Origin of the sequence: Sorangium sp. So ce1504 (assembly GCF_051521635.1) — a bacterium.
GTDB lineage: Bacteria > Myxococcota_A > Polyangia > Polyangiales > Polyangiaceae > Sorangium > Sorangium cellulosum_B.
Genome location: NZ_CP150365.1, coordinates 8,997,409 through 9,011,379, shown reverse-complemented (window position 1 = coordinate 9,011,379; position 13,971 = coordinate 8,997,409). Strand labels below are relative to the sequence as shown.

The following is a 13,971-nucleotide window of genomic DNA, read 5'->3' as shown; positions in this document are numbered from 1 at the left end:
GGGCGCGACGATCGACGGGCCACGAGGCACAATCATGGCAGAACAGGGCGCGTACACGTTCACCGCGAGGCTGCACGAGGGCGCGGGCGTGGTCATCCATCGGGCCGTCCGCGTCCGCGACGGCGCCCGCGTGGTCGTCAAGATCGGCAAGGGCGGGCCGCTCGCGCCGGCGATCCACGGCGCGCTTCGGCGGGAGTTCGCGGTGCTGCGATCGCTCGACTTGCCGGGCGTGATCAAGGCGCACGCGCTCGAGACGATCGGCGACGAGCTCGCGCTGGTGCTCGAGGACTGCGGCGGTCGCTCGCTCGACGTGCTGTTCCACGCCGGCGCCCTCGACCTCGCGGCGGTGCTGGCGATCGGCGTCGAGGTGGCGGGCACGCTCGACCTGCTGCACCGCTATCCGCTGCTGCACCGCGACGTCAAGCCGCACAACATCGTCCACAACCCGGCGACCGGGCAGGTGAAGCTGATCGACTTCAGCCTGGCGATCGCCGGCGGCGAGGACGAGGCGTCGCGCGTCGATGCGGGCGCGGGGATGGCGGGCACCCTGGCGTACATGTCGCCCGAGCAGACCGGGCGGATGAACCGGCCGGTCGACGCGCGCTCGGACCTGTACTCGCTCGGCGTGACGCTCTACGAGCTCGTGACCGGGGTGCTGCCGTTCGAGGCCGGCGACGCGATGGCGCTGGTCCACAGCCAGCTCGCGCGCGTGCCGGTCGCCCCGGCGGTGCTGATGCCGAAGGTGCCGCCGGTGCTGTCGGACATCATCATGAAGCTGCTCGCCAAGGCGGCCGAGGATCGCTACCAGAGCGCGGCCGGGCTGCGGGCCGACCTGCAGCGCTGCGCGGCCGCGTGGGCGGCGACGGGGACGATCGAGCCGTTCGCGCTCGGCAGCGCCGACCGGCCGTCGACCCCGCGGATCCCGCCGCGCCTGTACGGACGGCAGCAGGAGATCGACGTCCTGCTCGCGACCTCCGCCGGCGTCGCCGACGGCGCGCGCACGCTGCTGCTCGTGCGCGGGCCCGGCGGCGCCGGCAAGTCGGCGCTGGTCCAGACTCTGGCGGCGCCGGTCGCCCGCGGCGGCGGGTTCTTCGTCGCCGCCAAGTGTGATCAATACGACCGCGGCGCGCCGTACGCCCCGATCGCCACGGCGCTGCGCGAGCTGTGCCGCACCCTGCTGACGGCCGCGCCCGAGGTCCTCGAGGCGTGGCGGCGAGCCCTCGCGTCCGCCCTCGGCAGCAGCGGCAAGCTCCTCACCGATCTGATCCCCGAGCTCGAGCTCATCGTCGGCCCGCAGCCCGAGGTCCCGCGGCTCGGCCCGGCCGAGTCGCAGAACCGCTTCAACCTGATCTTCACCGCCCTGCTGCGGGTCTTCGCCGCCGCCGACCACCCGCTCGTGCTCGTGTTCGACGATCTGCAGTGGGTCGACCCGGCGTCGCTGCGCCTCTTGCAAGAGATGCTGCTCGACGCCGAATGCAGGTACCTGCTGGTGCTCGGCACCTACCGCGACGACGACGTCGGCCCCGGGCACCCGCTGCCGGCCGCGCTCGCCGATCTGCGCGCGGCGGGGGTCGAGGTCGGCGACGTGCCGCTCGGTCCGCTGGCGCTCGCCGACGTCGAGGAGCTGCTGGCGGACACCCTGGTGATGGAGCGGTCGCAGGTCGCCGCGCTGGCGCGGATCGTCGGCGAGAAGACCCACTGCGACCCGTTCTTCATCGGCCAGTTCCTGCTGCTGCTCGTCGAGGACGGCCTCCTGCGCTGGGACCCCGCCGCGTGCCGGTGGGTGTGGGACGACGCGCAGGTGCAGGCGCGCGACGTCACCGACAACGTCGTCACCCTCGTCACCGGCAAGATCCGCCGCCTGACCCCCGCGGCCCAGCGGCTGCTGCAGCGGGCCGCGTGCGTCGGCTATCGCTTCTCGTGGCGCGTGCTCGCGGCCGTCGGCAGCGACGACGGCGACGACGCGACCGCGGCGCTCGGCGAGCTGGTCCGCGAGGGCCTGGTCATGCCGCTCGCCGGCGGCGAGGGCGACGATCTCCACCGCTTCCTCCACGACCGCGTGCAGCAGGCCGCCGACTCGCTGCTGGCGAGCGAGGTGCGGGAGGCGACGCACCTGCGCGTCGGCCGGCTGCTGCGCGACGCGTACCCGGCGGGCGTGCCGGACGAGGCGCTGTTCGAGGTCGTCGGCCACCTCGACGTGGCGCTGGCGCGGATCGACGGCGACGAGCGGATCGCGCTGGCGCGACTCAACCTCCGCGCGGGCCGGCGGGCGCGTGCGGCGACGGCCTACCACGCGGCGCGGCAGTACTTCCAGGCCGGCTGCGAGTGCCTCGGCGCCGACCCGTGGGCGCGCTGGTTCGAGCTGGCGTTCGCGCTGCGCGTCGAGCTGGCCGAGTGCGCGTACCTGTGCGGGGCGTTCGCCGAGGCCGACGCGCTGTTCGAGGAGGCGCTCGCGCGGGCGCGCTCGCGCGAGGAGCGGGCGCAGGTCTACGACCTCCGCGTCCTCTTACACGCGGCGATGGGCGACTTCGCGGCGGTGGTCGCGGCCGGGCGCGCGGCGCTGGCGATGTACGGCTTCGGCCTGCCCGATGAGGGCCCGGCGCTGCAGGAGGCCGTCGCGGCCGCGTTCGCGGCGGCCCACGAGAACCTCGGCGAGCGGCGGGTCGGCGCCCTGCTCGACGCCCCGCCGGCGCGCGACCCGGACGTCGAGGTCGTGATGCGGCTCCTGGCGTCGATGTCGGGGCCGGTGTTCGTCGGCAGGCCGGCGCTGTTCCCCCTGATCGTGCTGCACATGGTCAACCTGTCGCTGCGCCACGGCAACGTCGACGGGTCGGACTACAGCTACGCGGTGTACAGCATCCTGCTCGCCGGCGTCACCGGCGAGCTCGGCAAGGCCTACGAATTCGGCGAGCTCGGGGTCAAGCTCAACGAGCGCACCGGCAACCTGCGCACCCGCTGCATGGTGCACTTCTTGTTCGGCACGTCGGTCGTGTTCTACCGCCAGCCGTATTCGGCCGGCGAGGAGTACCGCGATTCGGCGCGGCGCGTCGCGCTCGAGGTCGGCAACTTCGCCTACGTGTCGTTCTACTGCCTGCAATCGGCCGCGCTGGCGCTGATCGCCGACGCCGACATCCGCGGCGCCGAGGCCCGCATCGACGACGTCACGGCGCTCCTGCGGAAGACCCGCGATGTCGCGTCGACGGCGGTGGTCGAGTTCATGCGCCGCGTGGTCGTCAATTTGATGGGCGAGTCGGCGACGAGCGCCCTCGACGGTGACGGCTTCGATGATGACGCGTTCGTCGCCCACATGCCGCCCGGGGGGCTCGTGCCGTGGCTCTACGCGGTCAGCAAGCTGCGCCTCGCCTACCTGTACGGCGAGTACGAGCGCGGGCTCGAGCTCGCCGTCCGCGCCCGCGAGCTGCACGAGAGCGGCGCCGGGGCCGGGCACATGTACTCGCCCGAGCAGTACTCCTATTCGGGCCTGGTCGCCGCGGCCCGCTGGGACGCGGCCGGCGAGGCGGAGCGCGAGGCGCTGGCGCACCAGCTCGAGCGCGAGCGCGCGGCCCTGCGGCCGTGGTCGACGAGCAACCCGTCGCAGTTCGTGGCGCTCCAGCACCTGCTCGACGCCGAGGCGGCGCGCCTGGCCGGCCGCGACGCCGAGGCGATCGCGGGCTACGAGCAGGCGATCGCCGAGGCGCAGGCGCGCGGGTTCGTGCTCCACGCGGCGCTGGCGAGCGAGTGCGCGGCGCGGCTGCACCTGCGCCGCAACCGTCGCGCGCTGGCCGGCGCCTACCTGCAGGACGCCCACGTCGGCTTCGCCCGCTGGGGCGCGGCCGCCAAGGCGGGCCAGCTGCTGCTCACCCGCGCCGACCTGCTCGCCCCGCCCGTGCCCGCACGCGCTGGGCACAGCACGAGCCGCTCGACGACCACCACCCGCAGGCTCGGCGGCGGCTCGCTCGACCTCGAGGGCCTGATGCACGCCGCCCAGGCGGTCGCCGGCGAGCTGGTGCTCGACCGGCTGCTCGACCGCCTGATGCGGATCGTCATGCTCCGCGCCGGCGCCCAGCGCGGCTTCCTGCTCGTGCCGCAGGGCGAGGACCTGTCGATCGCCGCCGAGATGCGCACCGCGCCCGACGAGGTCCGCGTCGGCCTCGACCAGCCGATGCGCGACGACGCCGCCCTGGCGACCTCGGTGGCCCGCTTCGTCGCCCGCAGCCGCGAGGGCGTGCTGCTCGGCGACGCCGGCGCCGAGCCCCGCTTCGCCCGCGACCCCTACGTCGCCAGCCAGCGCCCGCGCTCGGTGCTGTGCCTGCCGCTGCTCCACCAGGGCCGGCTGTCGGGGATCCTCTACGTCGAGAACAACGCGACCCGCGACGCCTTCGCGCCCGAGCGCGTCGAGCTGCTGCAGCTGCTGTCGGCGCAGGCGGCGGTGGCGATCGAGAACGCCCGGCTGTACGCCAGCGTGCAGCAGGCCCGCGAGCAGCTCGAGCAGCAGGTCGAGGCGCGCACACACGAGCTGCAGACCGCGCTCGAGCAGCTCCAGGCGGTCAACGCCGACCTGGTGCGCCAGGGCGAGGCGCTGCGCGAGGCCCACGCGCAGACGCGCCGCGAGATCGGCGAGCGCGAGCGGGCCGAGCGCGAGCGGTCGGCGGCGCAGGCGGAGATCTTGCGCGTCCAGGAGGAGCGCCTGGCGGACATGGCGGCGCCGCTGCTGCCGATCACGGAGAGCATCGTGGTGATGCCGCTGATCGGGGTGCTCGACGACGCCCGCGCGTCGCAGGTGCTGGCGACGGCCCTCGAGGGCTCGGTCCGCACGCGCGCGCAGGTGGTGATCCTCGACATCACCGGCGTGCGCCAGCTCGATGCCGCCCCGGCGGCGATCCTCGCCCGGGCCGCGAGCGCGCTGCGCCTGGTCGGCGCCCAGGCGATCCTCACCGGGGTGCGGCCCGCGGCGGCCCAGCGGCTCGTCCACGACGCCGCCGGGCTCGACGGCCTGCTGACGCTCGGCACGCTGCAGAGCGGCATGGCCTACGCGCTCGCCCATACCCGCGGCCGCGGCTGAGGCGCCGGCGCCGCGGCCGGGGCATTTCGGCCGCTCCCTCGCGCCTCGCCAGCGTGTCGGCTCCCGGCGCTCGCTTGACAGGCGGGCAGGGGCGGACTTCGATCGCGCGGTGATCGCCGCACCTACCGCCGACGTTCCTGGGCGCCCCGCGGGCTGGGGGGCTGGAGGTAGAACGGGCTTACCTCCTCATCGAGCGTCTCGTACTCCTCCGAACTCGACTTGTGATTCAGGTGCATGAGGACCGCCCGCGCGGCCTCCTGCAACGGCATGGGCGGCGCTCTGGTGCCGTCCCATGCTTCGCAGAGCGCCCGGAAGCTCTCGAGGCGCTCGAGCAGCGCTAGCCACCATGCCCGCGTCTCCGGCTGATCCCGGCGGACTGGCCGGAAGGTGGCGAGCAGGCTGTCGATGTGGCCGAGCGCAGGGCGGCGCAGATCCGCGGGGGGGATCTTCGCGACCATCCTGGGTGACGCGAGATAGCCGCACCACACGAGGGCTGCGGCGAAGGTGGCCGTATCCGGGATCGCTGCCAGCTCCGCCTCGGTAGGCGGCGGGCGCGGGTCCTGGTCTTCCGGCTCAGGGGGCATGGCGAGTCCCTCTATCACTTCGGTCTACAGGGCTGAATCCAGTGGGCCAGCTGGCTTCCGATCGCGGGTTTTAGGCTAGCCCTCACAGGCGAGCGAGCCGTCCGTCTTCGAGCAGCACCCAGGGGGCCACAGGTGAGTACGCTTCGGTCCCCGCTACGGGAAGGCGCGGCGCGTCCGCGAGTTGATCAAGTCCCCTGTCTCGGAGCTGCGCGCCACGTTCGGTGAGGCGGTACACCCACGACTTCATCGCAACGTCAGGCCTCACGTCGGGTGCGGGCTCTACGAACTCGTTCGAAGCGTGCCTCGCCCATTGGGCCAGACGATCTTCCAGGAACAGGTCGCCTGTACAGGAGAGGAGCTCCCGCAGCTCCAATCCAGACTGCGACTTGTGGCAGAACACGGGCACGTCAGTTTGGTACTCACCTGCCGAGAGGATGGTCAGGATGAGTTCATCGAGTTGGCTGAGGCGCAGGCTACATTCCGTGGTCTTCCTGGGAAAGAAAGATGACAGAAGTTCCCACAAGGGGGCAAGTTCCGGAAACCCTTCGACACCAGCCATACAGCTTTCGACGAAGGGCAAAGGATCCTCATCGGCGTAGCTTTCCCAGAGGCGAACGGCACGATCGTAGCGTTCCACTGGCCAAGGGCACGACTTGGCGAGACGATCCAGAAGAACGTTGTCGAGATGGTCGGCGACCGACGCGGAGCAGTTGAACCGCGGCATGCTCGGTGGCTCGCGGAACCTATTCATTGTGCCGTAGACACGCTCGAGCTCGACGATGAGGACGTCACTGCACGCGATCCCGATGTGCCGCAGCCAGCTACAGACCCTCCATAGGTTCACTCGTTCATGGAGGCTCACTGATACCCACAAAACAACGGGCAGCTCCCAGCGAACATCCTGCGAATAGAGCTGATCCCACTTTTGGCCCGATTCGTCTGCATCCGAACGCTTTTCAGACAAAGAGCGCCAGGCCTCACGCGTCCGCACATGTTCCAGGGCATCGAGGCGGCTCGGCCCGACAACAAGGCAATCTGACGAACGCACGACGTTGGCCGCGCCGAGTTGCACCAGGCGGTCTGCTGTTGGCGGGTCAAAGGCAACATGCGTCGCGTCGAGGAGGGCAGGCAGGTCCGTCGTGTTCATTCGAATCCACAGCTGTAGCATTCACTGTACTTGTACGGGCGCTTATCCTGACAATCCTCGCGACAGTAATCGCAAAGGCTCCGATGGCCGATCGGACGCGTGCCTAACCGCACCTTACGGGCGTCGCCCTGGGCTCGTCTGCCTCCGCGGATCGTCTGCGGACCGCGTCGTCCTTCCGAGAAGATCCCGACTAGTCAGGAAACCGGAACGTCTCGGCGGCGATGCCCTCCTCCCCCGTGACCTCGTCGCCGGACCAGATATCCCAGCTCACGCCGCCCTTGCCCGGCAGTCCGAGCTCATAGGAGACGCCCTCCAGCGTGAGCTGATCCTCGTCGAGGTAGGCGATGCCGATCGAGTCGCCGCCACGCCCGGGGCCGCCGTAGCCGCCGGGACCCCCGTCGCCCCCGTTGGCACCCTGACAGGACCACAGGCCGCCCCCCAAGGCGCCTCCCGGAGCGCCGCGACCGCCTCGGCCGCCTTCCTCGGGGGGCCCGCCGTCGCCGCCCTGCCCGGCCTCGGATGTCTCGATCTCGCTATCGCGCACGGTCAGCTTGGCATGAAGCGCGATGATGCCGATCGACGGATAGCCGTTCTCGCCACCTCGGCCGCCTCGACCGCCGCAGCCGCCGGCGCCGCCGGAGCCGCCGCCGGCTCCTCCCTTCGACCCCGCACCGCACACGGAGAGCCCTCCCCGATGGCCGCCACCCCCGCCGCCACCCTGGCCTGGCATGCCCCTGCCCCCGTCGCCGGCTTTGTCGGATTCCCACCCTGCCTCGGTGATGCGCCCCATGCCCTTGCCGGCGGCACCGGTCACACCTTGCGCGCCGCTGCGCCCGACAGCTCCCTCGTCGCAATCGACGCCTGTCACCTCCCCGTCTCCCCCCCGCCCGGACGTCGGGCTGTACGCAACGAACGGCAGCCCGTCCCCGCCGTCGCCAGCGCCGTCGGGAAGCCCGTCCCCTCCCTTCCCGCCGACGCTCGGAATCCCTCCTTCGCACGGGTTCACCGCCGCAGCGCCACCAGGGACGACGGCGGCCGAGCACGCGTCGCCCCCGTACTGCCCATCGGGCCCCTCCGCTGCCTCGTTCGGATAGGGCCATTTCTCGGCATCGCGGCCCCCCCATGCGGACGAGGCGCGAACTTGGCTCCGGATGAGCTCCACGGCCGTGCCGGACTGGACGAGCATCGTGATCGAGCCGTGCGAGACGAGCCGCATGTCGACGATCGTCGATACGCCGTCCGCGGCTCCCGTGTCGCCGGGGCTCGCGGGCACGACGGTCAGGATGGGCTCGAACGTGTCGACGATCTGAAGTGTCGGGCGCCCGCCAGGCTCGTGCTCAAAGCTCAAGCAGTGGTATCCGCCGACGAGATCGACGCCGGATGGCAGCGCCAGGGCGCCGTAGAACCCGTCGTTGCACGCGAAGACTCGCCCTCGTCCGGTGCGCGCGAGCTCGACGCCGCGCTGCAGCGTACGCACCGGCTTATCCCTCGTTGTGCCGGGGTTCGCGTCGTCCCCGTTCCCGAACATGCCCGCGACGAACACCCCGCAGCCATCCTCCAGCACGTTGGCGGCGAGGCGCTCGAGACAGACCGACTCCGGCGGCGCGTCGCCTGGACACGACGACGCGCCGTCGCACGCCGCTCCGCCAGCGTCGCTCGGGCCTGGCGCGGTGCCGCAGCCGGCCGCGACGAGCAGCACCGCGGGGAACAAGGTGATCGCTGCTGTGATTCGCATGGTTCTCCCTCGATGTGACGCGGCGTGCTCCGGGCTCTTCAGCGGGGCGGCTCAGGGTCGGGCGCACCGAACTGAACGTAGGGCAACGAGTGGCCCGCCTCTCCCTCGCCCACAGGGTCATTGGGCGCTGCGTTGCCGCCGGACCCGCCCTTGCCGGCGCCTCCAGGCTGGAGATGGGCATCTAGGCCGATGCCCACGAAGGCGCCGAAGGATGCGACGCCGTAGGAGGGCCCCCCGAGGCCGCCGCCGGCATCTCCGCCGCGACCGCCGTTGCCTCCACGGCCGCCACGACATGCCTCCCACATACCCATCACGAAGGTCGTGCCCCCGTGCCCGCCCCATCGCCCGACACCACCCGGCTGGCCCGTTCCGCCGACGCCGCCGTTGCCGCCGTTGCCCGCGGTCACGGTGGTCGCCTCGAGCGTCACCGCGCTCCCCTGCAGCGCGACAACACCGATGCTCGCCCCGCCAGAGCCGCCGCCGTGACCTCCCCGGCCCCCGCAGCCGCCGCTCCCGCCCGAGCCACCGGCCGCGCCGCCCTCAGGCAAGCCCGCCCGACACGCGAGCTGCTCGCCTCGCCCCTTGCTGCCGCCCCCGCCGCCCCCCCCATGGCCGACGCCGCCCCGCTCCCCGTCCTGACCGCGAACGCCGACCCAGCCGTCCTCGGTGAGGTAACCCATGCCGACCGCGCCGTCAGCGCGACCGGCGGCGGCGCCGTCGGGGCCAGGATCCCCTTCCTTACATCTCGTGAGGGCATCCGCGCCGCGGCCTCCGAGCCCCGTCTTCTCCGGGTCCTGGTTCCCCGCTGGTCTCGGCTGCCCCGGCGCGCCATCGCCCCCCGCGTCGAGCCCGCCGTCGCCCCCGTAGCCTCCGGTGGACTCGGCGCCGTCGTCGCACGCCGTCACGACCGGAAGGGCACCCGTCGGGGAGTCCTCCGTGCAGGCGTCCGCGCCGTCGATTCCCAGCACGCCGTCCGCTGCCCGCTCGCTGTCCGCGTCCTTCCCCGGCTCCCCGTCCTTGCCGTCGCCCGCGACGATCGCGCTCGATCGCACGATCGCTCCGGCCCCCGCGCTCAAGATCATGGCGATCGACGACTTGCCATCGCTCGCGGAGGCGTCCGCCGCCACGACGCGCACGCCGTAGATGACCGACGTCGCGCCCTCGTCCCCCACGACCCGCAGCGGGATCCCCGAAGGCGGGGCGATGATCGTCGGGTGGTTGGCGCCATCGAACGACCACGCGCCGTCATCGCAGCCACGGCCGCCCCAGAGGTGGATCCCCGAGACCAGGGTGACCTCTTCCTCGAACATCTCGCCGCACGCATAGAGGTGGCGCAAGCCCCGCCCTTGCGCCTCCACGATCGCGGCTTGCAGCGAGCCGAGCGGCTCGAGCCGCGTGCCCGCGCGCGCGCCCTCCGCTGGAGCGCTGGCGCTGGCGAACACCCCGCACTCGTCCATCACGGGCCCCATGCCCGGCTCGTTCACCTCGCACGGCGACGGCGGGGGGGCGAGGCACATCCGCTCCTCACCGCAGTCCTCTGTGTACGTGCAGCCGGAGAGCCCTCCCGCGCCGCTCGTCGAGAAGGCGGCGACGGTGCACAGCCGCCGCACGTGTCGTCCCTGGAGAAAGTGCATGTCCCTGGCTCCTCGGATCACCACACCCCGTGCGCCACGAGGCCGATCTGCCCTGGCGTTGAGGCCGGCGAGAACGCGACGCGGGGTCCCGTGGGCTCGGACTGCAGAAAGGAGAAATCCGTGAAGAACGAGGCGACCGTCATGGCGCCGACCACGCCGCTCGCCACCACCATCGCCGTGCCGAGGGCGGCGAACTGATCTCGCTCTCGCCGGAGGACCGCCAGCTCGTTGCACGCTGAAGGCGGCGACGGTTCGCGGCACGCCCACGGCGTGAACCCGAGCGCGTCCAGCTTGCTGTTACGCTCCTTGAGATCGCCGTTGGATGCGCTCGCGCGGACCATGAACAGGGCGCCGAGTGAGGCCGTCGCCGTGGTCAGACCGATGCCGGCGATACGCGCCGGCCCGAGCCACGATGCCACCGGCCCCGGGGCCTGCGGCTTGACCGGTTCGCTCTTCCTCGCGCCCGGATCCGGCGCGCGCGCGGGCGGGTCGACGGCGCGCACGAGCTGCAGCGCCGCGCTGACCGTCTTCCCCGCATCGACCTCGACCCGCTGCGAGCCCTCCCCGTGCCCCGACAGCCGGGCCCGGAGCGTGTACGTCCCCGGCGCGACGAACAGCTCGTGGACCGTGGCGCCCGTGCCGACGGGCTCCCCGTCCAGGAGGATCTCGGCGTCGGGCGGGGAGGCCGCCACGTAGATCCTGCCGACGTGCTCGATCGCCCTGTTGAACGCACGCGTGAACCTGTCGAGGAGCGCGCGACTCAGCGCGGCGTCCTGCTCGAGGCTCTTTCCCAGGTGCTCGGCGGCCTCCCGGTGCTTGCCCTGCTCCAGCTCGCAAAGCCCGAGATAGCCGAGCACCTCGGCCCGCTGCACCGCGGTCATTCCGGCGGCGTCGGGCGCCGCCAGGACGGCTTCGAAGCTCGCTTCCGCCTCGGTCCACTTCCGCGCGCCGAAGGCAATCCGGGCCTTCTGGCGCGCCTCCATCGCTGCCGCGCTCTCGGTCAGCGCAGGTGCTGCGCGCGCGAGCCCGATGCCGCTGCCCAGCACGCCGAGAAGGCAAATCCCGGACAGGGCCGAGCGCAAGAGCGTCATGCAGCCCACGTTATCAACGAGGCTGTCGGCCCAGCAAGCGCGTGTGGATACCGAGCGCGGCGCTTTTGCATGATAAATCTGACGTCGCCTGCGCAATGATTCCACGGAGCCGTGGCCTTCTCGTTATCCCCCTGCGGACGCACCTTCGCGCACCGTTCTTCGTCGCACCGGTCGATTGGGTCACCTCTTTTCGCGCCTGAAGCATCTGGACGTGCATGTATGTGAGCACCTCGGCGAGCCTGGCCATCGTGGCCCCTGGTACGCTTGGTTCCGATCGCTTCCGCCGGCTCGCGCGCGCCATGCGCGTGCCGGCTCAGGACGTCGACGACGTCATCCAGGACGCGTGGCTTCGCATCCTGGAGAACCGCGCGCGCATCGGCCTGGCGAGGGACGCCGCGGCGTATGTGGACGAGCTCGTCAGAAACGTGGTGCGCAACAGCCGGCGGCGATCGCGCCGCCGGCAAGAGGTGATCGCACCCCTCCAGGACGAGGATCCTTCGGACGAGCGGCCGGGCCCGGAAGCCTCCTTGATCGCCCGCCAGCGGGCTTCCGTCCTCTGGCGCTTCATCGACAAGCTCGACGACGCACGTCGCATGGTCTTCATCGAGCACGAGCTCCTGGGCCGGACGCTCGCCGAGATCGCCGAGGCGCACGCGCTCCCCGAGAACACCGTCAAGTCACGGCTCGCTGCCGCCTGGGACAGGATCGAGCAGGAGGCAGGGCGCTGGCAGGCGGCGCAGCACCGGCGCAGGCAGCCCGCGGTGCCGTGTTTCGTGCCCTTCTTCTCCGGTGCGTGGCTTCACGACGCCTTACGGGGGCTTCGCCGGTTCAGGCTGCATGGGACGGCGGCAGCAGGGCTCGTGCTCGGGGCGGGCGCTGCCTGGCCCGGCCCAGCGGCTGGCCTTGCCGAAGCGCCCCTGCTCGCGGCCTCGGGGCGCGTGCAGCCCGCGCTCGAGATGCCGGCGGCGCCTGCTGGCCAGCGCGGCGTGGGGCCGGGCCGACCCGAGAGCGCGATCCGGCGAGAGGCCGTCACGGCCTCCGCCGTGCCCGCCCATCAGGGCAGCACCACGACGGCCCGCGCGGTCTCCGCCGCGGGCAAGATGTCGTTCCGGGAGCACACCGGCGCGGCGCATGCTCGGATCGATCCGAGGATCGAGCGCGCGCGAGCGATGCTCGAGCTCGGGACCACCGAGGGACAGCTCTCGGCGTGCCGTCTCCTGCACGAGCACCGCGAGCGTCGTGGTCGCGGAGAGCACGCCGCGGGGCGCGATGCGCTCCTCCGGCGGGTTCGCTGCGAACGCCACGGGTCGATCGGGGCGCAGAGGTGATCGCGTCGCGCGTGTGGTGGCGGGATATCGGAGAGGGCACGCGCTGCACTCCTCAGGATCGAACTCGACCGTGTCGCCCGGTTCGAACACTTCGACCTGCCCTGCCGGACACGTAATCGTCTTGGTACGCAGGTCAATCTTGAAGTCGCGCTTGCTGAACAAGTCGGGGCTGCGAGCCCGCTGCCCCCAAGGCTTCGAGAACACCCGGCCCTTCGCGCGGATCACGTCATCAACGACGGGACTGTTCACGTAGGCGCGATCGATGTGGAGTTCGACGATGCGCAGCCGCTGACGCTGAATGTCCTTGGCGATCGGCGAGGCTCCCTCTTCTTCGGGCCGATTCGCGGGCGTGACCGCGCAGGCGACAATGATGGGAAGGTCAAGGTCGCGTGCGATGTGCTCCTTGTAGCCGCCGAACCGCTTCGAGCGGCTCTTGCGGCCGTGGCGCATCTCAGCATCTTCGATGGAGACACGGCGGTCAGGCGCAACGCCTTGCCGGATGCGTACGGTCCCATCCTCGACTGTTTCCAGGTCTTGGTCTCGAACCTGGGTGACCGCATCCAGATAGATGCGAAGCGGCTGCTCGACGACGTCGTCCAGGTGGCGGTCGACCCACTGCTGCAGCGACGAGACCTGCCGCTCCAGGATCTGAATTGCCGCCGCCTTCTGTTTCGGGTCGCTCCAGTCCAGATCGAGCCCGGCCTTGATGCTGGGAGCCAGGAGCAGCGGGATGCCCGCCTTGCGGCAGATCTCCTCGGGCGGACGCTCCGTGATCTTCGACACGACGCGGACGATGCTGCGTGCAGCGTGGCCGAGCAGGTTGATCGTGTCCTCAACCCGCCCGGCCCCCGCTAAAGGGCGGCTATCGATGGCCACGCGCAGCGCCTTGGACACCGCACGCCTCTCGCCCTCCGTCATCGCGCCGGACCGAACAAGCGCCACGGTCCGCTCCAGCAGCATCCCGTCCATCTCGTGCGCGACCATCCTCTCTCGGAACGCCTGCAGTGCGCCCTGCGAGAACGGGGGCGTCGCCGCACCCAGGCAGCCGAGCACCATCTGCCAGCGCAGGTCGACGACGGACAACTCCACCGCCTCGGCATCCGATGCGCCGACGTAGCCTTGGAGCAGCGTGACCATGCACATCAGCGCCGGTGGATGCGGCGGCTCGCCTGCCCCCGTCGTCCGGTACATGCCCTCCAGCTGCTCCTGGAACGTCTCATCGAACAGCTCGTGCCGGTGCAGCCTGAGAAAGCCGAACAGTGCTCTCACGCGCGTCAGCCGCTTCATCAGCGCCTGCTCTTGCCGCGACAGCTCCACCGGCGGCAACCATCGTTCCATCCGTGCACCTCCGGACGCGGACGAGATCATGGCCCGACGAAACCGTCGAGCC

Annotated in this window: 7 protein-coding genes and 1 pseudogene; 2 read left to right on the top strand and 6 right to left on the bottom strand. The window is 71.6% G+C overall.

What is annotated here, in order from left to right:
• Positions 1–34: 34 nt before the first annotated feature.
• On the top strand, positions 35–5,062 hold the full coding sequence (locus tag WMF39_RS34020; protein WP_437740635.1) for an AAA family ATPase: 5,028 nt from the start codon (positions 35–37) through the stop codon (positions 5,060–5,062).
• A gap of 122 nt (positions 5,063–5,184) precedes the next feature.
• Here the strand turns inward: WMF39_RS34020 and WMF39_RS34015 are convergent, their stop codons facing one another.
• From WMF39_RS34015 to WMF39_RS33995, 5 genes are all read right to left on the bottom strand, one after another.
• On the bottom strand, positions 5,185–5,646 hold the full coding sequence (locus WMF39_RS34015) for a hypothetical protein (RefSeq protein WP_437740634.1): 462 nt from the start codon (positions 5,644–5,646) through the stop codon (positions 5,185–5,187).
• A gap of 82 nt (positions 5,647–5,728) precedes the next feature.
• Positions 5,729–6,793, bottom strand: coding sequence for a DUF1835 domain-containing protein (locus WMF39_RS34010; protein WP_437740633.1), 1,065 nt, complete (start codon positions 6,791–6,793; stop codon positions 5,729–5,731).
• 190 nt (positions 6,794–6,983) lie between these two features.
• Positions 6,984–8,528 (bottom strand): hypothetical protein, encoded by a 1,545-nt coding sequence (locus WMF39_RS34005; protein WP_437740632.1) that lies wholly within the window; start codon positions 8,526–8,528, stop codon positions 6,984–6,986.
• Positions 8,529–8,566: 38 nt separating this feature from the next.
• Positions 8,567–10,162 (bottom strand): hypothetical protein, encoded by a 1,596-nt coding sequence (locus WMF39_RS34000; RefSeq protein WP_437740631.1) that lies wholly within the window; start codon positions 10,160–10,162, stop codon positions 8,567–8,569.
• Between the two features lie 17 nt (positions 10,163–10,179).
• Positions 10,180–11,253, bottom strand: coding sequence for a PEGA domain-containing protein (locus WMF39_RS33995; protein ID WP_437740630.1), 1,074 nt, complete (start codon positions 11,251–11,253; stop codon positions 10,180–10,182).
• 215 nt (positions 11,254–11,468) lie between these two features.
• On the opposite strand from WMF39_RS33995, the pseudogene WMF39_RS33990 reads away from it, so the two are divergent.
• Positions 11,469–11,957, top strand: a pseudogene (locus WMF39_RS33990) (RNA polymerase sigma factor); the annotation flags it as partial.
• Positions 11,958–12,062: 105 nt separating this feature from the next.
• Here WMF39_RS33990 and WMF39_RS33985 read toward each other — a convergent pair.
• Positions 12,063–13,919 (bottom strand): transposase, encoded by a 1,857-nt coding sequence (locus WMF39_RS33985; protein ID WP_437740629.1) that lies wholly within the window; start codon positions 13,917–13,919, stop codon positions 12,063–12,065.
• Positions 13,920–13,971 lie beyond the last annotated feature (52 nt).

What these genes read in the sequence shown, in the direction of transcription:
- WMF39_RS34005 (WP_437740632.1), bottom strand. Translation starts at nt 8,528, where the DNA reads ATGCGAATCACAGCAGCGATCACCTTGTTCCCCGCGGTGCTGCTCGTC.
- WMF39_RS33995 (WP_437740630.1), bottom strand. Translation starts at nt 11,253, where the DNA reads ATGACGCTCTTGCGCTCGGCCCTGTCCGGGATTTGCCTTCTCGGCGTG.
- WMF39_RS34015 (WP_437740634.1), bottom strand. Translation starts at nt 5,646, where the DNA reads ATGCCCCCTGAGCCGGAAGACCAGGACCCGCGCCCGCCGCCTACCGAG.
- WMF39_RS34000 (WP_437740631.1), bottom strand. Translation starts at nt 10,162, where the DNA reads ATGCACTTTCTCCAGGGACGACACGTGCGGCGGCTGTGCACCGTCGCC.
- WMF39_RS33985 (WP_437740629.1), bottom strand. Translation starts at nt 13,919, where the DNA reads ATGGAACGATGGTTGCCGCCGGTGGAGCTGTCGCGGCAAGAGCAGGCG.
- WMF39_RS34010 (WP_437740633.1), bottom strand. Translation starts at nt 6,793, where the DNA reads ATGAACACGACGGACCTGCCTGCCCTCCTCGACGCGACGCATGTTGCC.
- WMF39_RS34020 (WP_437740635.1), top strand. Translation starts at nt 35, where the DNA reads ATGGCAGAACAGGGCGCGTACACGTTCACCGCGAGGCTGCACGAGGGC.